Origin of the sequence: Amycolatopsis balhimycina FH 1894, from assembly GCF_000384295.1 — a bacterium.
Classification (GTDB): domain Bacteria; phylum Actinomycetota; class Actinomycetes; order Mycobacteriales; family Pseudonocardiaceae; genus Amycolatopsis; species Amycolatopsis balhimycina.
Genome location: NZ_KB913037.1, coordinates 2,335,933 through 2,359,241, shown reverse-complemented (window position 1 = coordinate 2,359,241; position 23,309 = coordinate 2,335,933). Strand labels below are relative to the sequence as shown.

Here is a 23,309-nt window from a genome sequence, read left to right as displayed (position 1 = left end):
TCATGTCGATCGGTACGAAGTCGCGGGCAGTCACGTTCGCGGTGGCGCTCGTGGCCGCGGCAACCACGGTGGTGCACCCGGCCTCGGCCGCCACGGGTGACGGCTCGCCGTCAGACTCGAACATCAGGTACTTCGGCCGGTGGGACACCCGGTCGCCGGGCGCCTATGTGCCCGGGTGGACCGGCGCCTACGCGGTGGTGGGCTTCACCGGTACCACGGTGAAACTGCGTCAGCGCAGCAGTGTCGACCTGTACGCCACCGTCGACGGCGGCCCCTGGGCGTCGTACCGGAACGTGAGCGGAACGGTGAACCTGACGCCGTCCCGGCTGCCGTCGGGCACGCACACACTGCGGGTGGCCTACCGGCAGGACGCCGGTTCCTACCGCGGTGACGAGGTGTTCCAGGGCGTGAGCCTGGACTTCGGCGCCCACACCGTGGCGGTGAGCGTGCCGTCCCGGATCATCGAGTTCGTCGGCGACTCGATCACGGCGGGCTACAAGTCGTCCCAGGAGGCGCTGACCGCGTATGGCTGGCTGACCGCGGAGAAGGTGGGGGCCGCGCACACCGAGATCGCCCGCCCCAGTGTCTGTCTGTACCCGGCCTCCGGGTGCATCGGCATGCGGGACCGGTACTTCAAGACCGGCTTGGACACCAGTACGCCGGACTGGGACTTCTCCCGTTACCAGGTCAGCGACGTGGTGATCAATCTCGGCACCAACGACCGCGGGCACAACGTGTCCGGCGCCCAGTTCCAGAGCGCGTACGTCACCCTGCTGCAGCGCATTCGCGCGAAGTACCCGAACGCCACCATCCACGCGATGGAGATCTTCAAGCAGTGGTACGTCACCGAGACCAAGTCCGCGGTCGCCGCCCGGAACGGCGCCGGCGACGGCAACGTCCGGTACGTCTCCACCGAAGGCTGGATGAACCCGGCCACCGACACCGCGGACGGCACTCACCCGAACGACGCGGGTCACCGGAAGATCGCGGCCCGGCTCGCCGCGGTCATCGGGTGACGGCGAAGTGAGCTGATCGCTCGTGTTGCACTTCGAGGAAGGGATACGTTCGCATGTTCCGCAAACTGAGATGGGCGCTGGTCGCCGCCGCGGTGGCCCTCGGATTCGTCGTACCCGCGGCGGGTGCGTCCGCCGCAGACAACCCGTACCAGCGGGGTCCGGACCCGACCACCGCGAGCGTCGCGGCCACCCGAGGGACCTTCGCGACCGCGGAGCAGACCGTGGGCGGCGGGAACGGCTTCGCCGCGGGAAAGATCTACTACCCGATCGACACCAGCCAGGGCACGTTCGGGGCGATCGCGATCGTGCCCGGCTACACCGCCACCTGGGCGGCCGAAGGCGCCTGGATGGGGCCCTGGCTGGCTTCGTTCGGGTTCGTCGTCATCGGGATCGACACCAACAGCCGCAACGACTACGACACCGCCCGTGGCACCCAACTGCTGGCGGCACTGGACTACCTGACCCAGCGCAGCCCGGTCAGCGGCCGGGTCGACGCCAAGCGCCTTTCGGTGATGGGGCACTCGATGGGCGGCGGCGGAGCCGTGTACGCGGCCATCCACCGGCCGTCGTTGTGGGCCGCGGTCGGGCTGGCGCCGTTCAGCCCGTCACAGAACCTGACCACCGACAAGGTGCCCGCGCTGCTGCTGGCCGGGCAGAACGACGGGACGGTCAGCCCATCGAGCGTCCAGAGCCTCTACAACGGCATTCCGGCCGGAGTGGAAAAGGGCTACCTCGAACTGGCCGGTGCGGGTCACGGCTTCCCGACATCGTCGAACTCGGTGATGATGCGGCGGGTCATTCCCTGGCTGAAGATCTTCGTCGACCACGACTCCCGCTACAGCAAGTTCCTGTGCCCGTCACTGGCGGATTCGACCGGCATTTCGGGCTACCGCAGCACCTGCCCGCTCGACGTCCCGGGCGGCGGCGACCCCGGACCGGGTGACCAGGCCGTCAGCCTGGTCGGGGCCGGCTCCGGCAAGTGCATTGACGTGCCCAACCAGTCCCAGGCGAACGGCACCGCCCTGGTCGTCTGGACCTGCAACGGCGGGACCAACCAGCGCTGGACCCCGACCTCGGCCGGCGAGCTGCGGGTCTACAACGGCACGAAGTGCATGGACGCGGGAAGCGGCCAGCCGGGGACGGCGGTGACGATCAACGCGTGCGGCGGCGGCAACAGTCAGAAGTGGACGGTCAACGCCACCGGCACGATCACCAACGCCCAGGCCGGTGCCTGTCTCGACGTGTCCGGTGGCGGCACCGCCGACAACACGCCGGTCATCGTGTGGAACTGCACAGGCGCCGCCAACCAGGTCTGGACCCGCCAGATGTGAGGGGGGCGGGGAGGCGGCCACGCCGCCGTCTCCCCGGTCCCAGCAGAGGAAGGAACGGAGTGAACAGATGACTCGTGTCCTCACGATCGCAGCGGTCGCGGTGGCCTTGGCCGGAGGCGGGGTGGCGGCTGCGGGCCCCGCGGCCGCGAGCGTCTACTACGTCGCCCCGGCGGGCAGCGACAGCGCCGCCGGGACGCAGGCCGCGCCCTGGGCGTCGATCGCCCACGCGCAGGCGGTTGCCCGGCCGGGTGACACGGTCTACCTGCGGGGTGGCACCTACGCGTATTCCCGTGCGAACAAAAGCTGCGCGAGCCAGACCGACCGGGTGGACGCGATCACCCTCAACAAGAGCGGGAGCTCGGGCGCCCCGATCCGCTACTGGGCGTATCCGGGGGAGAGGCCGGTCTTCGACTTCTCCCGCGTGAGCGACAACTGCCGGATCAAGGGCTTCGACGTCACCGGCAGCTGGATCCACGTCAAGGGCCTGGAAGTCAAGGGCGTGCCCCAGAACAACAATCTCAACCACGAGTCGTGGGGCATCTGGATCTCCGGGAGCGACAACACCTTCGAACTGCTCGACCTGCACAACAACATGGGACCCGGCCTGTTCATCCAGGAGGGCGGCGGCAACCTCGTGCTGAACTCCGATTCGCACGACAACTACGACCCGCGCACCTCCAACGGGGCGGGCGAAAGCGCCGACGGGTTCGGCGCGCACATCTCCGCCGGCCACCAGGGCAACGTGTTCCGCGGCTGCCGCGCGTGGTGGAACTCCGACGACGGGTTCGACCTCATCAACGCGTTCTCGTCGGTGACCATCGAGAACTCGTGGGCATGGCGCAACGGCTACCTGCCGCAGACGACCACGTCGTCCGGCAACGGAAACGGCTTCAAGATGGGCGGCTACGGCGGCAAGTACGTTACCAACGGCGCCAAGCACACGGTTCGCGGCTCGGTGGCCTTCACCAACCGCGCCTCGGGTTTTTACACGAACCACCACACGCTGGCCAACGACTACTTCGACAACACCAGCTACGGCAACCACCCGGACTACAACATGCTGGGCATCAGTTCGAGCAGTGCGGCGATCGGCCTGGGCAACCTGCGCAACAACCTCGCTTACACGGGGACCCTGCTGTCGAACATGACCGGCACGAACGCCGCGTACAACTCCTGGAACCTGAACATTTCGCTGTCGGATTCGCAGTTCCGGAGCGTGTCGACGACCGGCTGGGACGCGCCCCGGCAGGCGGACGGCAGCCTGCCCGTGCTTCCGAACCTTCGTCCGGCCTCGAATAGCACGCTGATCGACAAGGGCACCAACGTCGGCCTGCTCTACAACGGGACGGCGCCGGACATCGGCGCTTTCGAATCCTGAACCGGGAAGACCATCCGAACGGAGGACATGAATGCTGAAGAGAACGATCGTCTCGGTTCTGCTTCCCCTTGCGGTGGCGCTGACACCGGTCGGCTCCACCAGTGTCGGCGCGGCTGCTTCGGAGCCGCAGGCTGCCGTGGGTGCCACGATCAAGAATGACGTGTTCTGGAAGGACACCTCGGGCAACCCGATCTACTCCCAGGGCGGCGGGGTGCTGAAGGTCGGCAGTACGTACTACTGGTACGGAGTGAAGTACGGCGGAGCGGTCAGCTATTACAACAACCCCGGCGGCGGCAAGAACAACAACGTTTCCTTCAGTGCGATCACGATCTATTCGTCCACCGATCTGGCGAACTGGAAGTTCGAAGGCAACGCGATGACGCCCTCGGACCTGGGCGGCGGGGGCTGGGTCGGCCGGGTGGGTGTCGCGCGCAACCCCAGCACGGGCAAGTACGTGCTGGTCTCCCAGGGCAACGGCGGGCTGGTGTTCGGCACGAGCAGCACACCGAACGGCCACTTCACCTACGCGGGTACCCAGTCCAACATCGGAGGTGTCTCCACCGGCATGTCCGGTGACCAGTCGGTCTTCACCGACGACGACGGCAAGGCGTACCTGGTGTTCAGCAACAAGAGCGGCAGGTCCCGCCTGTACGTCTCTCCGCTCCGCTCATCGGACTTCCTGCAGGCCGAAGCCGCCAAGAACGTCTACAACAGCTCGTCGGGTGGGCGAGAAGGCAACATCATGTTCAAGCAGAACGGGTCCTATTACTTCTGTTCCTCCGATCTGCACGGCTGGAACGCGTCCCACACGTACTGCATCACGTCCAAGAACATCATGGGCCCGTACTCCGCGGAGTTCGTGCTGCAGGGTACGGACGCCGACTTCTCACACGTCACCCAGACCGGGCTGGCGTTCACGGTGACCGGTTCTTCGGGCTCGTTCGTCATGTTCGGCGGCGACCGCTGGAGCGACTTCGCGGGTAACGGCATCGGCTACAACGACTGGGTGCCGATCACCTTCGACGGGACGAAGCCGGTCTTCCATTCGCTGAGCCAGTGGACGGTCGACGCCACCGCGGGCACCTGGGCGGTGGGCAGCGGCAACAACTACGTCCTGAACCCGGGTGCCGAAGCCGACCGGGTCGCGCAGAACGCGCTCGCCGGGTGGACCACCACCGGCGGCAACGTCAACAGCAACAAGCAGGGCGGGCACACCGGGCGCTGGGCGATCGCGCAGAGTTCGTCGTCGGCTTACACCGCGAGCAGGTACCAGAACATCGCGCTGCCGAACGGGACGTACACGCTGTCGGCCTGGGTGAAGAGCAGCGGTGGCCAGAAAAAGGCGACCATCTTCGCCAAGAACTTCGGCGGGAGTGAGCTGAACGCTTCGATCAGCCAGTCGATCGGCAGCTGGACGAAGGTCACCGTCCCCGGCATCACCGTGACCAACGGCTCGATCCAGGTGGGCGTGTTCTCCGATGCGAACGCCGGGAACTGGGTGAACGTCGACGACTTCAGCCTGACGCAAGGCGGCTGATCACAGCAGGGAAGAGTCCGACGGAGGCCGGGTGAAGCGACCGACGATCCTCGACATCGCCCGCGCGGCGGGTGTGTCGAAGGGCGCGGTGTCCTTCGCGCTCAACGGACGGCCCGGGGTCTCGGAGCAGACCCGGGCCCGGATCAAGGCCGTCGCGGAACAGCTCGGCTGGGAGGCCGACGGCGGCGCCAGGGCGTTTTCCGACGGGCGTGCCGGTGCGGTCGGCCTCGTCGTCGACCGCCACCCCGACGTCCTGGACGCCGAGCCGTTCTTCATGACGCTGATCGCCGGCATCCAGCGGGAACTGGGTACCGGTCCGGCTTCGCTGCTCCTGCGAGTGGCGCCGGATCGAGCAAACGAGCCGGCGATCTACCGGCAGTGGTACGCCGAGCGCCGGGTCGACGGTGTCCTGCTCGTCGACCTGCTGACCGGCGACCCTCGCCCGGACGTGCTCGCCGAGCTGGGGTTGCCGGCCGTCGTGCTCGGCGGCCCGCTCGGCCGGCCAGAGCTGCCGTCGGTGTGGATCGACGACAGCGCCGTGATCGGCGCGGTGCTCGAACACTTCGCCGCGCTCGGCCACCGGCGGGTGCTGCGGGTTGCCGGCCCCGAGCGGTTCGCCCACACCCAGGTCCGTTCGGCGGCGTTCGCGGAAGCCGCGGCCCGGGCCGGCATCCGCGCTGCCCGGATCGTCCACGCCGACTACACCGACGTCGGCGGGGCGACGATGGCACGGCGAGCCCTGACGTGGCGGCGGCCACCGACGGCGATGCTGTTCGACAACGACGTGATGGCGGTGGCAGCGCTGGACGCGGCCCGTGCGCTCGGGGTTTCCGTGCCGGCGGAGCTGTCCGTCGTCGCCTGGGACGACTCGATGCTCTGCCGGCTGGCCCGTCCCGCGCTGACGGCGGTTCGCCGGCCGATCGGGGAGTACGGCGCCTTGGCCGTCTCCGTGCTGAGGAGGCTGATCGACGGCCGGGAGGTCGCGGCCGACACGCGCACGTCGGCCGCGGTGCAGCTGGTGCACCGGGCCAGCACCGCGCCGCCCCGCTAGTGTCGCGCGGCTGCGGATGGTGAAGGAGCTGCTGGAGCCATGGTCAGTCGGGTCGAAGCATTGCTTCGATAGGTTAATGAAGTAAGATGGCGCAACTTGTGATCGCTTGTAATCAAGGAGGCCAGGTGCCTGTGAGCCGTCTGCCCGCCGCCGAGGTGGTGCCGGTCTGGTTGGTCGCCGAACCGGAGCGGCTGCTGGAGTTCGCCCGAGCTTCCCGGCTCTCCGAAGGCGGCTTCGCCTGGCTGGACGAGCAAGGCCGTCCGGTCCACGAGCGACCGGTCGAAACCTGGATCACCTGCCGGATGACGCACGTCTTCGCCCTTGCCGTGGCCGAGGGGCGAAGCGAGGACACCGAGCTGGTGGAGCACGGGCTCGCCGCGTTGACCGGCCTGTTGCACGACGGCGAGCACGGTGGCTGGTTCGCGTCGGCCATCCCGACCGGCCCGGCTGTCGACGAGAAACGCGCCTACGAGCACGTTTTCGTGATCCTCGCCGCGGCGAGCGCGGCTGCCGCCGGGATCGCCGGTGCCCGTGTCCTGCTTGACGAGGCCCTGGCCGTGTTCGACGAGCGCTTCTGGGAGCCGGAAGCGGGGCTGGCGGCCGACGTCTGGGACCGGGCGTGGACCCGGCTCGAGCCCTACCGCGGGGCGAACGCCAACATGCACGCTGTCGAAGCCCTGCTGGCGGCCGCCGAAATCACCGGCGATCCGCGGCTGCTCGATCGCGCCGCCGGTATCGTCGAGCGACTCGTCGGCCAGGTCGCGCGCGGCCACGGCTGGCGGCTGCCCGAGCACTTCACGGCGGACTGGACCGCGGTGCCCGAGTACCACCGCGATCACCCGGCCCATCCCTTCCGGCCGTACGGCGTCACCATCGGGCACCTCTTCGAATGGGCCCGGCTGGCGGTGCACGTCCGGACCGCGCTGGGCACCCGCGCGCCGGATTGGCTGCTCGAGAGTGCTTGTGCACTGTTCGACACCGCGGTCCGGGACGGCTGGTCGGTCGACGGCGCGGACGGCTTCGTCTACACCACGGACTTCGCGGGGACGCCGGTGGTGCGCGGCCGCCTGCACTGGGTCGCGGCCGAGGCGATGGCCGCGGCTTGGGTGCTGCACCAGACGACCGGGGACGCGCGGTACCTCTCCTGGTTCCGGCGGTGGTGCGACTACGCGGAGAAGTACTTCGTGGACCGGGAGGCCGGGTCGTGGCACCACGAACTCGACCACGGCAACACCCCGGCGGCCAGCGTGTGGCCGGGCAAGCCCGACGTCTACCACGCCTATCAGGCCGCGCTGATCACCGTGCTGCCGGTGTGCGCGTCGTTCGCCGGTGGCCTGGTGGCCGGCCGCGCGGTGTCAGGAGGCGGGTGACAGCGGGGGTTCGGACGGCTGGAGGTTCTCCGGTAGCCGCAGGCCGCTGTGCAGCGGCACGAGCTCGGACTGCAGCACCATCGCGGCGGCGCCGATCGCCGGCGCCGTCGCCGCCGCCCGGGACAGCCGCATTTCGACGCTGTGGTTGGCGCGGGCGAAGAACGTGCTGTGCAGTTCCCGTTCGACCGCCGGCAGGTAGCTCGGTCCGGCGATGGCGAAGCTGGGTCCGGTGAGCACCACGGCTTCGAGGTCCGTGATGTTCGCCAGGTTCCGCACCGCGACGGCGACGTAGCGAGCCGAGCGCTCCAGCAGGGCGACCGCGCCCTCGTCGCCGCGTCGCGCGGCCCGGCTGACCGCGGCGAAGTCCGGGATCACCGACTGATCCGCTGAGTGGTCCCGCCGGGACAGCCCGGCCGCGCGGGCGAGCCGCCGGTCGGCGCGCGCCGCGGCCACCACCGCGGCCGGTCCGGCGAGGATCTCGAGGCAGCCGCGCGCGCCGCACCAGCACTCGGGACCGTCCAGGTCGAGGCAGATGTGGCCCACCTCGCCGGTGTTGCCGCTCGCGCCCCGGTAGCTGATCCCGTTGACGATCAGCCCGGCACCGATGCCACTGCCCATGTACAGCGCGGCGAAGGTGGCCGGCAGATCGACGCCGCCGGACCAGTGCTCGCCGAGCGCCGCGGCGGTCGCGTCGTTGTCGAGCACGACCGGCAGGCCGGTGGCGCGGCGCATCTCGGCGCCCAGCGGGAAGTCGGCCCACTGCCGCATGGCTGGTGGCGTGATCGCCATTCCGTCGTTGGCGCTGAGCGGCCCGGGGAAGACCAGGCCGAACCCCAGCAGGCGCTCGCGGTCGACGGCGGCGCTCGCGACGAGCGCGGTGGCCTCTTCGGTCATCCGCTTCACCACCGCTTCCGGAGCGGCGTTCCCCGCGCCGGGCCGTGAGATGCGCGCGACCACGGCTCCCGCGAGGTCGGTGACCACGTACGTGATGTCGGCGTGATCGAGGTGAATGCCCACGGCGTACCGGGCCGACGGGTTCAGCTGCAACAGGACCCGGCGCTTGCCGCCGGTGGATTCGGCGCGGCCGGATTCCCGGACCAGGTCGTCGTCGATGAGCCCGCGGACGACGGTGGAGATCGTCGCGCCGGTCAGGCCGGTGGCGTTGACCAGGCTGACCCGGCTGATCGTGCCGGCGGCCCGGATGACGTCGAGGACCGCCGCCCGGCTACTGGTGTGCGGGGTCGTCCTGGTAGGCGTGCTCATCCGAACTCCTGATGACTTACTTAGGTCGGTACGCGAAGAGTAGCAACCTTGCCGTCCAGCTGGGTGCACTCTGTGCGCCTCGGCGAGCAGATGACACTCAAGGGTTGACTTAATTTCTTCGATGACTTAACAATGCCTCCAGTCTTGCGTCTGCCGTGATCGGCGGAAGGTCAACGGAGCCCAGCCAGGAGGACTTGATGTCGGTTCACCCATCGCGTCGCCGGATGTGCGGCGCCGTGCTCACCGCGGTCGCGGCCACCACGCTCGTCACCGGCTGCGGGTCGTCTGTCGGCGGATCCGCCGCGGACAGCACGCTGGTCTCCTACACCGGTCAGTCAGGCGACTACCAGATCAACTTCAACCCGTTCTCCTCCAGCACGATGGAGGGCCCGGGGACGATCTTCGAACCGCTGTTCTTCTACAACATCACCCAGGACGCGAAGCCCCTCCCGCTGCTGGGCACCGACTTCGCCTGGAACGCCGACGGCACGCAGCTGCTGGTCACCCTGCGGCCGAACGTGAAGTTCTCCGACGGCACCCCCTTCACGGCGAAGGACGTCGCCTTCACGCTCGACATGGTCGCGAAGAACAAGACCATCAACACCACCGGCTACGACGGCAAGGCCGTCGCCACCGACGACACCCACGTCAAGATCACCTTCTCGAAGCCGGCGTTCATGCAGGGCGCGCAGGTCCTCGGCAAGACCTTCATCGTTCCCCAGCACCTGTGGTCGAAGATCCCCGACCCGGCCAACGACGTGATCGCGCAACCGGTCGGCACCGGCCCGTTCGTGCTCGAGGAGTTCAAGCCGCAGGCGTTCACGTTCAAGGCCAACACCGGCTACTGGGGCGGCGAGCCCGCCGTGAAGCGGATCCGCTACCTCGCGCTGGCCGGCAACCAATCCGGCGCGGACGCGCTGAAGAGCAAGCAGATCGACTGGCAGACCGGCCCGGTCCCCGACATCAAGAACGTCGCGAAGAACTACCCGGGCTACCAGGCCATCACCGTCCCGATGAACCAGATGAACCTCACGACCTGTTCGAACGCCGCCCTCGGCTGCACCGGCCCGCAAACCGACCCGGCCGTCCGCAAGGCGATCTACTACGCGATCAACCGCACCCAGCTCAACTCCCTGGCCTTCGAAGACACCGCCTCCGACATCTCACCCGGGTTCACGCTGCTCGGCCGCGACGCCAAGTACGTCTCGCCGAAGCTGCAGGAGAAGCTCGCCCCGAAGTCGCCCGACCTGACCCGCTCTGCCGGGCTCCTGCAGGGCGCAGGCTACGCGAAGGGCCCGGACGGCCTCTTCGCCAAGGACGGCAAACCGCTGGAGCTGACGGTCCAGGTGCCTTCGGGCTGGACTGACTACATCACCGCCATCAACACCATGGCCCAGCAGCTTCTGCCCGCCGGGATCAAGCTGCTCGCTCAGCAGGTGTCCTACAACGAATGGGCCGACGCGCGCGTCCGCGGCCGCTTCCAGCTGCTGATCGACGCGATGAACCAGGGTCCGTCGGCGGATCCGTTCTACGACTACAACTATTACTTCTCGACCGAGACCACGGCCAAGGTCGGCGAGTCGGCCTACCCGAACTACAGCCGCTACTCCAACCCCGAAGTCGACGCGGCGCTCAACGCGGTCAAGGGCATCGACTCGACCGACGCGGCGAAGCGGCAGCCCTACTTCGACGTCGTCCAGACCCGGGTCGAACAGGACATGCCCTACATCCCGATCCTGACCGGCGGCACGACCAGCGAGTACCACTCGGACAAGTTCACCGGCTGGCCGACCAAGGACAACCTGTACGCCTTCCCGGCGGTGTGGAGCCGGCCGGACCAGGCCCAGATCTACAAGACGCTCAAGCCCGCCGGTCAGTGACGGGCGAGCCCGTGAACTACTACGTCCGGAAACTGGCGTTCTACCTGGTGGCCTTGTGGGCGGCGCTGACGCTCAACTTCTTGATCCCGCGCCTGCTCCCCGGCAACCCGGTGGACGTTCTGCTCGCGAAGCTGGCCCAGCGCGGCGCGACACCCGATCCGTCGGTGCGCCGCGCCTACGAGCTGCTGCTCGGCACCCACAGCGATGAGTCGCTGTGGGCCCAGTACCTCAGCTACCTCGGCCGGCTGGCGCACGGCGACCTCGGCGTGTCGGTCAGCGTCTTCCCCGCCAAGGTTTCCGACGTGATCGCCCAGGCGCTGCCCTGGACGGTCGTCCTGGTCGGCATCGCGACGCTGCTGTCGTTCGTGCTCGGCGTCGGGCTCGGCATGTTCGTCGGCTGGAAGCGCGGCACCTGGCTCGACGCCCTCGTGCCGGGGACCACGGTCCTGGCCGCGGTCCCGTACTTCTGGCTGGCGCTGCTGCTGGCGGCGCTGCTCGCCGGCGCCCTCGGCTGGTTCCCGCTGCTCGGCGGCTACGACGTGGCCCTCGACCCGGGGTGGAACGCCGACTTCCTCGGATCCGCCGTTTACCACGGCACGCTGCCCGCCCTCACCATCGTCGTCTCGTCGGTCGGCGGGTGGCTGCTCGGCATGCGCAACATGATGGTGTCCACCGGGTCGGAGGACTACGTGCTCACCGCGCAGGCCAAGGGACTGCGCGACGGACGCGTGATGCTGCGCTACGCCGCCCGGAACGCGGTCCTGCCGTCGGTCGCCGGGTTCGCGATTTCGCTCGGCTTCGTGGTGTCCGGGTCGATCGTCACCGAGCAGGTGTTCGCCTACCCCGGGATCGGCTCAAAGCTGCTGCAGGCGGTGCAGAACAACGACTACGCGCTGATGCAGGGCATCTTCCTGATCATCACGGTGGCCGTGCTCGGCGCCAACCTCGTGATCGACCTGGTGTACGGGCTGATCGACGCGCGCACCCGCGCCCGGGCCTGAGAAGGAGAACGACTCGTGACGAATCTCAGTCCCGAAACCACCACCGGTGCGCCGATCCTGACACCCGTCCGCCGGGGACGCGTCAGCGGGCTGCGCGCGGTCCTGCCGACCTGGTCCCCCCGCCTCGGCGTCGGACTCGGCCTGGTCACCGTCATCGCCCTGTTCGGGATCTTCGGCCCGCTGTTCGTCGGCGACCCCGACGCCATCCGTGACGCCGGCCTCGCCCCGCCGGGCGACGGTCACCTGCTCGGCCTCACCCAGACCGGGCAGGACGTCTTCGCGCAGCTGGCGTACGCCACCCGCGGCTCCCTCCAGATCGGCCTGATCGTCGGGGTGCTGGCGACCGTGCTTTCCGTGTTCTTCGGCGTCATCGGCGCATACGCGGGCGGCGCCGTCGACGAAGTGTTTTCGCTGTTCTCCAACATCATGCTGGTCATCCCCGGGCTGCCGCTGGTGATCGTCATCGCCGGGTTCGTGCCGCCCGAATCCCGCGGCGCGTGGACGGTCGCGCTCGTCCTGGCCATCACCGGGTGGGCGGCTTCGGCCCGCGTCCTGCGTGCCCAGACGCTGTCGCTGCGCAATCGCGACTACGTCGCCGCCGCGCGGGTCGCGGGGGAGAAGCGCTGGCGCGTCATCACCGTCGAGATCCTGCCCAACCTGCTGCCGCTGCTGGCGTCGCAGTTCGTGTTCGCGGTGATCGCGGCGATCCTGTCCGAGGCCGGGCTGTCGTTCCTCGGGCTCGGCGCGTCGAACTCCTCGACGCTGGGGACGATGCTCTACTTCGCCCAGAACGGGTTCGCCCTCCAGCGGGACGCCTGGTGGTGGTTCGTCCCGCCCGGGCTGGTCATCGCCCTGTTCGGCTGCGGGCTCGCGCTGATCAACTTCAGCATCGACGAGATCATCAACCCGAAGCTGCGGGTGGCGGGCCGGCGCCGCCGGGCCAAACGGCCGGAAACCCGGGCGGTGGCCGAGGTCGGGGCCGACGTCGTGCTGAGCGTCGACCACCTCGACGTGGTCTACCGCACCGCGAACCCGGTCCACGCGGTCAAGGACGTGTCCCTCACGCTCCGGCGTGGCGAGATCCTCGGCCTGGCCGGGGAGTCCGGGTGCGGGAAGACCACGCTGGCCTACGCGATCAACCGGCTGCACCGGCCGCCCGCGGAGGTCACCGCGGGCGCGGTCGTCCTGCACGGCCGCGACGGGCCGGACATCGACGTGCTGGCCCTGGAACACGAGGAGCTCCGCGCGTTCCGCTGGGACCGCCTCTCGATGGTCTTCCAAGGCGCGATGAACGCGCTGAACCCGGTGACCACCGTGCGTTCGCAACTGGCCGACGTGCTGACCACCCACCGCCCGGAAATGCCGAAGGCGCAACGGAAAGCCAAGTGCGAGGAGGTCCTGCGGCTCGTCGGCGTCGATCCCGGCCGGCTGGGCTCGTACCCGCACGAACTGTCGGGCGGGATGCGGCAGCGCGTGATGATCGCGATGGCCCTGCTGCTCGACCCGCAGGTGATGATCATGGACGAGCCCACGACCGCGCTCGACGTCGTGGTGCAGCGGGGGATCCTGAAGGAGATCCTGCGGCTGCGGGACGAGTTCGGCTTCGCCGTCATCCTCATCACCCACGACCTGCCGCTGCTGCTGGAGATCGCCGACCGGATCGCGGTGATGAAGGACGGCGAGATCGTCGAATACGCCGCGGCCGAGCAGATGTACCGCGCGCCGTCGCACCCCTACACCCGGACGCTGCTCGAGTCGTTCCCGAGCCTGACCGGGGAGCGCGGGGCGTTCCTGCGCGACCAGGCCCTCGCCGAAGGAGGTGTCCGATGACCGAGCTGGCGGTCCGCGACCTGGTCAAGGACTTCCGGATCCGCGACGGTGTGCGCCGGTCCCGGCTGCGCGCGGTCGACGACGTGTCCTTCACCCTGACGGCCGGCCGGACGACGGCGCTGGTGGGCGAGTCCGGGTCGGGGAAGTCGACGATCGCCCGGATGGTCGCGCGTCTCGAGTCGCCGACGTCCGGCCGGATCGTGGTCAGCACCGACGACGGCACCGAGGTCTCCGGCCGGACGTATCGCGACCACGTGCAGATGGTCTTCCAGGACCCGTTCGCGTCGCTGAACCCTTTCCACACCGTCGAGCACCACCTGGCGCGGCCGCTGCTGCTGCACGGGCGCACGCGGGGCCGGGAGGACACCTGGCGGCAGGTCCTGCACCTGCTGGAGCGGGTCAATCTGACCCCGGCCGAAGAAATCGCGAGGCGGCGGCCGCACGAACTGTCGGGCGGCCAGCGCCAGCGCGTGGCGATCGCCCGGGCGCTCGCGCCCGGGGCGAAGGTGGTGATCGCGGACGAGCCGGTGTCGATGCTCGACGTCTCCATCCGCCTCGGGGTGCTCAACCTCCTGGGGCGGCTGCAGCGCGAGGACCGCCTGGCCGTGCTGTACATCACGCACGACCTGGCTACAGCCCGCCACTTCGCCGACGACGTCGCGGTGCTCTACCGCGGCCGGATCGTCGAACGCGGACCGGCCTCGGAGGTGATCCTGCGGCCGAAGCACCCGTACACGCAGCTGCTCGCGGCGGCGGCCCCCGATCCCGACAAGCGGGGGACGGTGGTGGCGGAGCCGGCCGATCCGGTGGGCGGCGGACTCGGTCCCGGCGTCCACAGCGGCTGCACGTTCCGCGACCGCTGCCGCTTGGCGTTGGACGTCTGCGCCACGACCCCGGTGGAAGAGAAGGTGGGTGACGCGCACTTCGCGCGATGCTGGTTGTATGGGCCTAAAGATCGTTGACTTACTTAAGTCAGTTGAGTAACAATCTCGTCAGAGGACGTCCCTGTCGCGTTAGGAGTGCCCCAGATGAACCGCCAGGAACTGCACGAGGGCTGGCGGATCGAGGCCGTCGACGGTCCGGTTCCGGACGCGATCCGGGGCCGGGCGCTGCCCGCCACCGTGCCGGGCTCCACCCACCTGGACCTGCTGGCCGCCGGCCTGATCGATGATCCCTACCTTGACACCGCCGAGGCCGAGGTGGCGTGGATGCACCGAACCGGGTGGCGCTACACCCTCGAGTTCGCGTCCTCGGCACCGGCTGCGGCGGAACGCGCGGATCTCGTCTTCGACGGCCTCGACACCGTGGCGACCGTGACCCTCAACGGCTGGCAGCTCGGACGGGCCGCCAACATGCACCGCACGTACCGCTTCGACGTCCGCGGGGTACTGCGCGACGGCACGAACACCCTGGTCGTCGAGTTCGCGAGCGCGCTGACCCACGCCGAGTCGGTCGAGGCGGAGCTGGGCTGGCGCGACCACGCCTACCCGAGCCCGTTCAACATGATCCGCAAGATGGCCTGCTCGTTCGGCTGGGACTGGGGACCCGACCTGCAGACCGCGGGTATCTGGAAGCCGGTCCGGCTCGAGCGGTGGACCACCGCCCGGCTCGCGTCGGTGCGGCCGCTGGTGACGGTCGACGAGGACGGAACCGGTCGCGTCACGGTCCACACGGACGTCGAGCAGGCCACCTCCGGGGCCGGTGAGCGGCTCGAGCTGGTGGTGTCGATCCCGGGCGCGGACCTGACCGCTCGCGCCGTCATCGAACCGGGCGAAACCCGGGGGATCGTGACGCTGACGGTGCCGGACGTCCGGCTGTGGTGGCCCGCCGGCTACGGCGAACACCCGCTCTACGACCTCGAAGTCGACCTCGCCGGGTCCGGGACGGCGCTCGACGCCTACCGGCGCCGCATCGGTTTCCGGACCATCGCCGTCGACACCGAACCCGACGCGATCGGTACCCCGTTCACGTTCGTGGTCAACGGCGCGCCGGTGTTCGCCAAGGGCGCCAACTGGATCCCCGACGACCACTTCCTCACCCGGATCGCCCGCGACCGGCTCGCCCACCGGGTCGACCAGGCCCTCGGGGCGAACCTCAACCTGCTGCGCATCTGGGGCGGCGGGATCTACGAGACCGAAGACTTCTACGACGTCTGCGACGAACGCGGGATCCTGGTGTGGCAGGACTTCCCGTTCGCCTGCGCCTCCTACCCAGAGGAAGAGCCACTGTGGACGGAGGTCGAGGCGGAGGCGCGGGAGAACGTCGCCCGGCTGACGCCGCACGCCTCCCTCGCCCTGTGGAACGGCAACAACGAGAACCTCTGGGGATTCGCCGACTGGGGCTGGCCCGAACAGCTCGACGGCCGCACGTGGGGCCTGAAGTACTACACCGAGCTGCTGCCCGCCATCGTCGCCGAGCTGGACCCGACCCGCCACTACGCACCGGGGAGCCCGTACAGCCCCGGTGACGTCCACCCGAACGACCCCGACCACGGCACCCGGCACGAGTGGGACGTGTGGAACCGGATCGACTACACCCACTACCGCGACCACATCCCGCGGTTCTGCTCGGAGTTCGGCTTCCAGGGCCCGCCCACGTGGGCCACCCTGACCAAATGGATCCACGACGACCCGCTCACGACGACCTCGCCGGCGTTCCTGCGGCACCAGAAAGCCGAGGACGGCAACGGCAAGCTCGACCGTGGTCTCGCGGCGCACCTGCCGCGGCCGGAGGCGTTCCCCGACTGGCACTGGGCGACCCAGCTGAACCAGGCCCGCGCGGTCGCCTTCGGGATCGAGCACTTCCGGTCGTGGTGGCCGCGCACGGCGGGGACCGTCGTCTGGCAGCTCAACGACTGCTGGCCGGTCACCTCGTGGGCCGCGATCGACTCGGACGAACGGCTCAAGCCGCTGTGGTACGCGCTCAAACACGCTTTCGCCCCTCGGCTGCTGACGGTCCAGCCGCGCGACGGCGAAGACGTCGTCATCGCGGTCAACGACACCGGCACGCCCTGGTCGGGTGATCTCGAGCTGGAAACGCGGACGGTCGCCGGGCAGATCACCGGGCGCCGTACACTGCGGTTCACCGTGCCGGCCCGCGCCACAGCCGAGCTGGCACCGGCCGGGACCGGGGAGGAGGTGCTCGTGGCGACCACCGAGGACACCCGGCTCGTGCACGTCTTCGGCGAAGACCTCGAGCACGACTACGAGCCCGGTCCGCTGACCGCCGAGGCCGCGGCGGTGCCCGGTGGCTACCGCGTCGACGTCACCGCTTCCGCACTGGCCCGGGACGTCGCCCTCCTGGTGGACCGCGTGGCGCCCGACGCCGTCGTCGACGACATGCTGGTCACCTTGCTGCCCGGCGAAACCCGGTCGTTCGTGGTCCGCACCGCGGACACTGTCGATCCGGCCGCTTTTGCCGACCCGCTGGTGCTGCGGTCGGCGAACGCACTCGGCTCCCCGGTGATGAGGTCCTAGATGAGTACGCACCACCCCTCCGGCGCGATCGGCCTGGTGCTGGCCCGGCCGCCGCGGCTGCTCGGCACCGAGCCGTTCTTCATGGAGTTCATCGCGGGCATCGAGCAGCACCTCGCCGACTGGGAGCTGTCGCTGCTGCTGCACGTGGTGTCCACACAGGACGCGGAGCTGGCGGCGTATCGGCGGTGGGCCGCGCAGCGGATGGTCGAGGCGACCGTCGTGGTCAACCTGGTCGACGACGACCCCCGGCCGGCCCTGCTGCGGTCGCTGGACATGCCGGCGGTCCTGGTCGGCGAGCCTGCCGACAATCACGGCTTCCCCGCCGTGCGCACCGACAACGCCGGACCGGTCCGGGAAGCCCTGCAGGTCCTCCTCGACCTCGGCCACCGGCGCATCGCGCGGGTGACCGGACCCGAGCAGCTGCTGCACACCCGGGCCCGGACCGACGAGCTCGTCGCCGGCTGTCGTGGGGTGGGCATCGAGCCGCTCATCGCCGAGGGCGACTACTCCGAGGAGTCCGGAGCGAAACGCACCACCGAGCTGCTTTCCGGCGCTGAGCCGCCCACCGCCATCCTCTACGACAACGACGTGATGGCGCTGGCGGGACTCGGCGCCGCCAAGGCGCTCGGGGTCCGGGTTCCGGACCAGCTGAGCATCATCGCCTGGGACGACTCGACCCTGTGCCGCCTGGCCACGCCCTCGCTGACCACGATGAGCGTCGACGTGCACCAGTACGGCGTCTCGGTTGCCGAATCGGTGCTGGAACTGGTCGACGGCGGCCCGGTCACCGAACGCTGGTCACCTGCGGCGAAGTGTGTGCTGCGCGCCAGTACCGCGTCGCCTGTCTGAGGCTCGCTATTCGAGGCGGCGCATTTGCCGGCGCGACCTGTCGACAACTCCTTGTTTTGTGCTGCGCGATTCTGTTCGCGTGCCGAGCTAAACGTCTTAAGTTTCCCGCGCGAACTTATTTGCGCAGGGTTTCCCGCGCCAGGTTTGGTTGTTAGAATTTCTGATTGGAAGCGCTCTCAGACGCTGTTATCCCTTCATGCCGTGCCCCCTGCGAGGCGGGCCGGCCTTCATCGCGGTCAAAGGAGATGCGATGTCGTTCCCTCGAAGTTCGCCACAGGCACGAAGCCGGCCGGGCCACTGGGGGAGGAGAGCCGCCCGGGCCTTGGCAGCGTCGGCTCTCGCCGTCCCGTTGCTCGCCACCGGCGGTACCGCGTCGGCGGCCCAGACCGGAGCGCTCGTCAGCGCGGCGTCCGCCCGCTGCCTCGACGTGACCGGCAACGTGCAGACCGCCGGCACCGGGATCCAGATCTGGGACTGCAACGGTCAGGCCAACCAGCAGTGGACCGTCACCGACGCGGGTGAACTGCGCGTGTTCGGCGGTTCGATGTGCCTGGACGCCGGCCAGACCGCGGCGGGCACGAAGCTGCAGATCCAGGCCTGCACCGGTGCGGCGAAACAGAAGTTCACCCTGCGTTCCGACGGCAGCATCTACGGCGCCCAGTCGGGATTGTGCGCCGATGTGAACGCCGCGGCGACCGCGAACGGCACGACGGTCCAGCTCTGGGGCTGCCACGGCCAGGCCAACCAGCGATGGACTGTCAGTGGCGGATCGAACCCGCCCGGCGGCACCTGCTCGGCCAGTCCCGTCAACCCGCGCGCGACGGCCCAGGCGAAGAAGCTGCTCTGCTACTTCTACAGCCAGTACGGCAACCACATCATCTCGGGGCAGGAGGAGTCCACCTGGGTGGCCGGCTCCGAGTACGAGATGAACTACATCCACGACCGCACGGGCAAGTACCCGGCGATCCGCGGCATGGACATCGAACAGGACGGCGTCGGCGGCCGCGGCGTGTCCTGGTGGAACGCGGGTGGCATCCCGATGGTGGGCTACCACATGGGTGCGCCGACGAAGCCGGACACCTACGAGGGCAGTCAGATGGCCGTGTCGATCAACGCGGTGCTCACGCCGGGAACGGCCGAGTACGCCTCGTTCACCCAGCGGCTGGACAAGGCCGCCGCCCAGCTGCAGATCATGGAGAACGCCGGAGTTCCCGTGCTGTGGCGCCCGTTCCACGAAGCCGGGGGCACCTGGTTCTGGTGGAGCAAGGAAGGCGGTTCCCAGTACAAGCGGCTGTGGCAGTTCGAGTACAACTACTTCACCACCACCAAGGGGCTCGACAACCTGGTCTGGCTGCTGCCGTTCAACGGTCAGCCGAGCTCGTCGTTCTACCCGGGAAAGTCCTTCGTCGACATCGCCGGTTCGGACACCTACGCCGGTGACTACGGACCGCAGACCGGCCTGTTCAACGCCACCAGGAACATCGTCGGTGGCACGATCCCGATCGCGCTGCACGAGAACGGCCCGATCCCCGACCCGGACCAGCTGCAGTCGTCGAACACGCGGTGGGTCATGTTCAACACCTGGCACACCGACTGGCTGACCAACACCTCGCACAACTCGATCAGCCAGCTGCAGAAGACGTACAACAGTTCGTACGTGGTCACGAGGGACGAAGTTCCCAATCTGAAGTGACCGGCTCTCGCCCCGGACGGATTCTTCCGTCCGGGGCGGGTCTCGTCGAATTCGCGAAGATTTGCGACTGCGGGGTGGCCTGCGGCTGAACCGGTTTGTCCGGAGGTGTGATGAAGCGTCCGACCATCAGGGAAATCGCCGCGCACGCCGGGGTGTCGCAAGGGGCCGTCTCCTATGCGCTCAACGGCCGCCGTGGGGTCTCCGAGGCGACGCGCAACCGGGTCGTCGAGATCGCCCGGCAGCTCGGCTGGACGCCGGGCGGCGGAACCCATCGCCACGTTCGCCGGTCCCGGGCGCTGGGGATGGTGGTCAACCGGTCGGCGACCGGGCTCGCCGGGGAGCCGTTCTTCGGCGCCCTCATGTCCGGGATCCAGCGAGAGCTGGCCCCGGGATCGGTGTCGCTGCTGATGCAGACCGCGCCGAACTCTTCCGCCGAGCTCGAAATCCACCGGCGCTGGCACCGCGAGCAGGCCGTGGGCGGAGTCTTCCTGCTCGACCTCCGGATCGGCGACACCCGGCCGGACGAGCTTGCCGCGATCGGCTTGCCCGCCGTCGCGCTCGGCGGTCCGCTGGACCGGCTGGACGTGCCTTCGGTGTGGATGAACGACCGGCAGACGATGCGGGGGGTGCTCGAATACCTGGCCGCCCTCGGCCACCGGTCCGTGGTCCGCGTCGCCGGTCCCGAGACGTTCCTGCAAACACGGACCCGAACGGATGCGTTCGCGGCCGCGGCATGCCACCTCGGCCTGGCGGACGCGCGCACGGTTCACGCCGACTACAGCGAGGAAGGCGGCGCGGACACGGCCCGCCGCGTCCTGAAGTCGAAGCGGCCCCCGACCGCGCTGGTGTTCGACAACGACGTCATGGCGGTGGGTGGCCTGGTGGCCGCGCAGGGGCTCGGTCTCCGGGTCCCGGCGGACCTGTCCATCGTCGCGTGGGACGACTCGGTACTCTGCCGGCTGGTCCGCCCGGCGTTGTCCGCGGTGCAACGGCCGATCGCCGAGTTCGGTGCGCTGGCGGTGTCCGTGCTGCGGCGGAAGATCGACGGTGAGAAAGCTGTCGACACGTGCGCCTCGACTCCGGTGTTCGCGGTCCGGGGGAGCACCGGGCCGGTGCGCCGGCGCTGACCTCCCGACGACACGCGGACCGGGCGGGCCCGGTCCGCGTGCGATCTTCTCAGCGCCGGGACCAGCGCTGGTTCGCCTGCCCGTTGCAGGTCCAGAGCGCCACCGGAGTTCCGTTGGCCGTCTGCTGGCCACTGGCGTCGAGGCAGAGACCGGACTGCCGTCCGGTGATCGAGCCGTCGGCGTTGAGCGTCCACTGCTGGTTGGCCTGGCCGGTGCAGTCCCAGATGTCCACCGCGGTGCCCGGTGACGTGCCTTGCCCGGCGGCGTCGAGGCAGCGGCCGCTCCCGCCCCTGATCTCGCCGGCCGAGCCGAACGTCCACGCCTGGTTGGACTGGCCGTTGCAGTCCCAGAGCTGGAGCTTGGTCCCGTTGGCCGTGCCGGCACCGGTGACGTCGAGGCACCGCCCGGATTGGCCGCCCACCACGGTGGCGCCGGTCGGCGTGCTGCCACCGCCCAGGGCCGCGGTCAGCGCCGGATACCACCGGCTTTCCATCTTCTGGATTCCGGTGGTGCTGTTCGGGTGCACGCCGTCGACGGTGTCGGCGGAGGTGCTGAACCCGGTCCACTGGTCGACGACCGTGATCGGGGATGCGGCCGTCGAATGTGCCTGGGCCCAGCCGGGGATGGCGTTGTCGAGATCGACGACGCGCCGGCCGCAGGCGGCACAGTTGGCCGGGTTCATCGGGAGGATTTTCGCGACGAGGACCTTCATCGCGGGATTGCTCGCTCGCATCTGGCCGAGCAGGCGGCTGTAGGCGTCGAGGATCGTCGTGGTGCCGATGTTGCTCCAGATGTCGTTGGTGCCGAGGTGCATGAGCACGATGTCCGGCCGGGTCGCGCCGAGCCAGCCGGGCAGTTGGTTGTTGTTGGCGATGCCGGTGGCCAGGTAGCCACCGTGGCCTTCGTTTTCGCCGTCGTATGCGAACCCGCAGCCAGGGGCCGGCAGCGTTCCGACGAAGTCGGTGTTCGTGTGTCCGGTGCTCTGCAGGTGCCGCCAGAGCAGTGCGCGCCAGCAGCCCGGCGAGCCGGTGATCGAATCGCCGAGCGCCATGATGCGCACGGGCGCCGCGGCGGCCGCGGCCGTGGGGACGGTGAGAACGGCGACCAGCGCGGTGAGCACAAGTGCGCAGTAGCCGAGGAATCTGTGCACGATACCTCCTGAGGGCGATCGACCGGCCACTGTGGACGGTCGACTTGGAAGCGCTCTCAGGCGGGGAAGACGTTAGCTGCACGCGATCGAGTTGTAAAGCATCAGCCGGCGGTGACGGTGCGGCCGGTGAGCGCGGCGCGGATGGCCAGTGCGGCACCGGAACGCGCCCATTCGCCGAAGTCGAAGGCCTGCACGTCGAGGTCGAGCTGCGCGGGATCCGGTTCGTAGGACTTCTCGATACCTTCCCGCACCCGATCGGCGGCCACCTCGTACAGCGGCAACCCGTCGCCGGTCGGCACGACCTTCTGCGGGTCGACGAGGTTCGCGACCGTGCCGATGATGATGCCGAGTGCGAAACCGGCATCGCCGAACACCCGCCGCGCCGCGGGCTCGCCCGCCCGGGCCTGCGCGACGGCGTCGGCGTAGTCCGCGGCGCCGAGTGCCCGCACGATCGACTCGTTCAGGAGGTAGCTGGCGGCGCAGCCGCGGTGCCCGAGGTCGCACACCGGTCCGGACTGGTCGACGACGAGGTGAGCGGCCCGCCCCGCGGTGCCGTGCGCGCCCTCGACGAGTTCGCCGTTGAGCACCAGGCCGCAACCGATGCCGACGCCGATCGTGACGAGGACCAGGGCCCGCAGCCCGGCACCGGCGCCGAACCAGTGCTCCGCGGCGGTCAGTGCCTGGACGTCGTTGTCCACCGCGGTGGGGAGGCCGGTCGCCTCGGCGACGAGGTCGGCCAGCGGGACATTGGACCAGTGCAGATACGCGGATCCGTGCACCGACCCCGCGCGCACCGTGCCGGCCAGCGTCACGCCCGCGGCGGTCAGGTCCGGGAACGTGGTCCGCAGCGCCGAGGCGACTTCGGCGATCTGGCCGACGACCTCGGTGACGTCCGCCGAGCGCAGGGGAGTGTTGACCGACGCCACCACCTCGGCGTTGAGGTCGGTGACCACGGCGTAGAGGTGGTCGCCGGTCAGTTTCACGCCGAAGAAGTGCCGAGCGGCGCCGTTGACGTGCAGCAGCTCCGAAGGGCGCCCGGTCGTCGAACGCAGCTGCGTCCCGCCTTCGGCCAGCAGGCCGTCATCGAAGAGCTGTCGCGTGATCCGGCTCAGTGTCGGCCGCGACACCTGCAATCGCGCGGCGATCTCGGCGCGCGAGATGGGACCGTGGACGAGCACCTCGAGGAGCACCTGACGGGCGGCCTCGGGCAGCTGTGGCCAGGGGGCTGCCGTCTGTGCCCGGCCTTCGCGGGTTCCGGAACTCACCGGCCGAGCCTACCCGCCGGAGTGGCTCGTTATGTCACTTCTGAAACAAAGTCGCGGGGAGATGAGGCCGAAATCGCCTCCTTGACACACGT

Annotated in this window: 17 protein-coding genes; 14 read left to right on the top strand and 3 right to left on the bottom strand. The window is 69.4% G+C overall.

Translation table 11 applies throughout. From position 1 onward, the window contains the following. The first annotated feature begins 2 nt into the window (after nucleotides 1–2). From A3CE_RS0109900 to A3CE_RS0109875, 6 genes are all read left to right on the top strand, one after another. Nucleotides 3–1,016 (top strand): SGNH/GDSL hydrolase family protein, encoded by a 1,014-nt coding sequence (locus A3CE_RS0109900; RefSeq protein WP_020639923.1) that lies wholly within the window; start codon nucleotides 3–5, stop codon nucleotides 1,014–1,016. A gap of 53 nt (nucleotides 1,017–1,069) precedes the next feature. Next, complete coding sequence (locus tag A3CE_RS0109895) at nucleotides 1,070–2,347, top strand: poly(ethylene terephthalate) hydrolase family protein (protein ID WP_020639922.1); 1,278 nt, start codon at nucleotides 1,070–1,072, stop codon at nucleotides 2,345–2,347. A gap of 67 nt (nucleotides 2,348–2,414) precedes the next feature. After that, nucleotides 2,415–3,725: a right-handed parallel beta-helix repeat-containing protein gene (locus A3CE_RS0109890; protein WP_020639921.1), complete on the top strand. Its 1,311-nt coding sequence runs from the start codon at nucleotides 2,415–2,417 to the stop codon at nucleotides 3,723–3,725. Nucleotides 3,726–3,756: 31 nt separating this feature from the next. Beyond that, on the top strand, nucleotides 3,757–5,262 hold the full coding sequence (locus tag A3CE_RS0109885) for a family 43 glycosylhydrolase (protein ID WP_020639920.1): 1,506 nt from the start codon (nucleotides 3,757–3,759) through the stop codon (nucleotides 5,260–5,262). Between the two features lie 31 nt (nucleotides 5,263–5,293). Beyond that, on the top strand, nucleotides 5,294–6,313 hold the full coding sequence (locus tag A3CE_RS0109880) for a LacI family DNA-binding transcriptional regulator (protein ID WP_020639919.1): 1,020 nt from the start codon (nucleotides 5,294–5,296) through the stop codon (nucleotides 6,311–6,313). Between the two features lie 125 nt (nucleotides 6,314–6,438). Continuing rightward, nucleotides 6,439–7,683: an AGE family epimerase/isomerase gene (locus A3CE_RS0109875; RefSeq protein ID WP_026468329.1), complete on the top strand. Its 1,245-nt coding sequence runs from the start codon at nucleotides 6,439–6,441 to the stop codon at nucleotides 7,681–7,683. Here A3CE_RS0109875 and A3CE_RS0109870 read toward each other — a convergent pair. Then, nucleotides 7,669–8,946, bottom strand: coding sequence for an ROK family transcriptional regulator (locus A3CE_RS0109870; RefSeq protein WP_020639917.1), 1,278 nt, complete (start codon nucleotides 8,944–8,946; stop codon nucleotides 7,669–7,671). The two genes, A3CE_RS0109875 and A3CE_RS0109870, sit on opposite strands and share 15 nt — an antisense overlap. A 197-nt stretch (nucleotides 8,947–9,143) precedes the next feature. Here A3CE_RS0109870 and A3CE_RS0109865 point away from each other — a divergent pair, with 197 nt between their 5' ends. The 8 genes from A3CE_RS0109865 (at nucleotide 9,144) to A3CE_RS0109830 (ending at nucleotide 20,802) form a co-directional block, all read left to right on the top strand. Continuing rightward, nucleotides 9,144–10,826, top strand: a complete 1,683-nt coding sequence (locus tag A3CE_RS0109865) for an ABC transporter substrate-binding protein (protein WP_245589477.1) — start codon at nucleotides 9,144–9,146, stop codon at nucleotides 10,824–10,826. An 11-nt stretch (nucleotides 10,827–10,837) separates the two neighbouring features. Further along, nucleotides 10,838–11,827, top strand: a complete 990-nt coding sequence (locus tag A3CE_RS0109860; protein WP_026468328.1) for an ABC transporter permease — start codon at nucleotides 10,838–10,840, stop codon at nucleotides 11,825–11,827. A 15-nt stretch (nucleotides 11,828–11,842) separates the two neighbouring features. Continuing rightward, the gene (locus A3CE_RS0109855) at nucleotides 11,843–13,657 is read left to right on the top strand and encodes a dipeptide/oligopeptide/nickel ABC transporter permease/ATP-binding protein (RefSeq protein WP_020639914.1); all 1,815 of its coding nucleotides are present in this window, start codon (nucleotides 11,843–11,845) and stop codon (nucleotides 13,655–13,657) included. Further along, entirely contained in the window at nucleotides 13,654–14,619 is a 966-nt protein-coding gene (locus A3CE_RS0109850; protein WP_020639913.1) for an ABC transporter ATP-binding protein, read from the top strand. The genes A3CE_RS0109855 and A3CE_RS0109850 overlap by 4 nt, the downstream gene beginning before the upstream one ends. Before the next feature lie 66 nt (nucleotides 14,620–14,685). Then, nucleotides 14,686–17,133 carry a glycoside hydrolase family 2 protein gene (locus A3CE_RS0109845; protein WP_020639912.1) on the top strand — a complete coding sequence of 816 codons (2,448 nt, stop codon included), beginning with the start codon at nucleotides 14,686–14,688 and terminating at the stop codon, nucleotides 17,131–17,133. Beyond that, on the top strand, nucleotides 17,134–17,982 hold the full coding sequence (locus A3CE_RS0109840) for a LacI family DNA-binding transcriptional regulator (protein WP_020639911.1): 849 nt from the start codon (nucleotides 17,134–17,136) through the stop codon (nucleotides 17,980–17,982). A 322-nt stretch (nucleotides 17,983–18,304) separates the two neighbouring features. Next, a complete protein-coding gene (locus A3CE_RS0109835) occupies nucleotides 18,305–19,675 on the top strand; it encodes a glycosyl hydrolase (protein ID WP_020639910.1) in 1,371 nt (456 codons plus the stop codon). A 110-nt stretch (nucleotides 19,676–19,785) separates the two neighbouring features. Beyond that, nucleotides 19,786–20,802: a LacI family DNA-binding transcriptional regulator gene (locus A3CE_RS0109830; protein WP_020639909.1), complete on the top strand. Its 1,017-nt coding sequence runs from the start codon at nucleotides 19,786–19,788 to the stop codon at nucleotides 20,800–20,802. Nucleotides 20,803–20,851: 49 nt separating this feature from the next. On the opposite strand, the gene A3CE_RS0109825 is transcribed toward A3CE_RS0109830, so the two are convergent. Then, on the bottom strand, nucleotides 20,852–21,952 hold the full coding sequence (locus A3CE_RS0109825) for an SGNH/GDSL hydrolase family protein (RefSeq protein ID WP_026468326.1): 1,101 nt from the start codon (nucleotides 21,950–21,952) through the stop codon (nucleotides 20,852–20,854). Between the two features lie 101 nt (nucleotides 21,953–22,053). After that, a complete protein-coding gene (locus tag A3CE_RS0109820; protein ID WP_245589476.1) occupies nucleotides 22,054–23,217 on the bottom strand; it encodes an ROK family transcriptional regulator in 1,164 nt (387 codons plus the stop codon). Nucleotides 23,218–23,309 lie beyond the last annotated feature (92 nt).

What these genes read in the sequence shown, in the direction of transcription:
- A3CE_RS0109900 (WP_020639923.1), top strand. Translation starts at nt 3, where the DNA reads ATGTCGATCGGTACGAAGTCGCGGGCAGTCACGTTCGCGGTGGCGCTC.
- A3CE_RS0109895 (WP_020639922.1), top strand. Translation starts at nt 1,070, where the DNA reads ATGTTCCGCAAACTGAGATGGGCGCTGGTCGCCGCCGCGGTGGCCCTC.
- A3CE_RS0109890 (WP_020639921.1), top strand. Translation starts at nt 2,415, where the DNA reads ATGACTCGTGTCCTCACGATCGCAGCGGTCGCGGTGGCCTTGGCCGGA.
- A3CE_RS0109885 (WP_020639920.1), top strand. Translation starts at nt 3,757, where the DNA reads ATGCTGAAGAGAACGATCGTCTCGGTTCTGCTTCCCCTTGCGGTGGCG.
- A3CE_RS0109870 (WP_020639917.1), bottom strand. Translation starts at nt 8,946, where the DNA reads ATGAGCACGCCTACCAGGACGACCCCGCACACCAGTAGCCGGGCGGCG.
- A3CE_RS0109865 (WP_245589477.1), top strand. Translation starts at nt 9,144, where the DNA reads ATGTCGGTTCACCCATCGCGTCGCCGGATGTGCGGCGCCGTGCTCACC.
- A3CE_RS0109850 (WP_020639913.1), top strand. Translation starts at nt 13,654, where the DNA reads ATGACCGAGCTGGCGGTCCGCGACCTGGTCAAGGACTTCCGGATCCGC.
- A3CE_RS0109845 (WP_020639912.1), top strand. Translation starts at nt 14,686, where the DNA reads ATGAACCGCCAGGAACTGCACGAGGGCTGGCGGATCGAGGCCGTCGAC.
- A3CE_RS0109840 (WP_020639911.1), top strand. Translation starts at nt 17,134, where the DNA reads ATGAGTACGCACCACCCCTCCGGCGCGATCGGCCTGGTGCTGGCCCGG.
- A3CE_RS0109830 (WP_020639909.1), top strand. Translation starts at nt 19,786, where the DNA reads ATGAAGCGTCCGACCATCAGGGAAATCGCCGCGCACGCCGGGGTGTCG.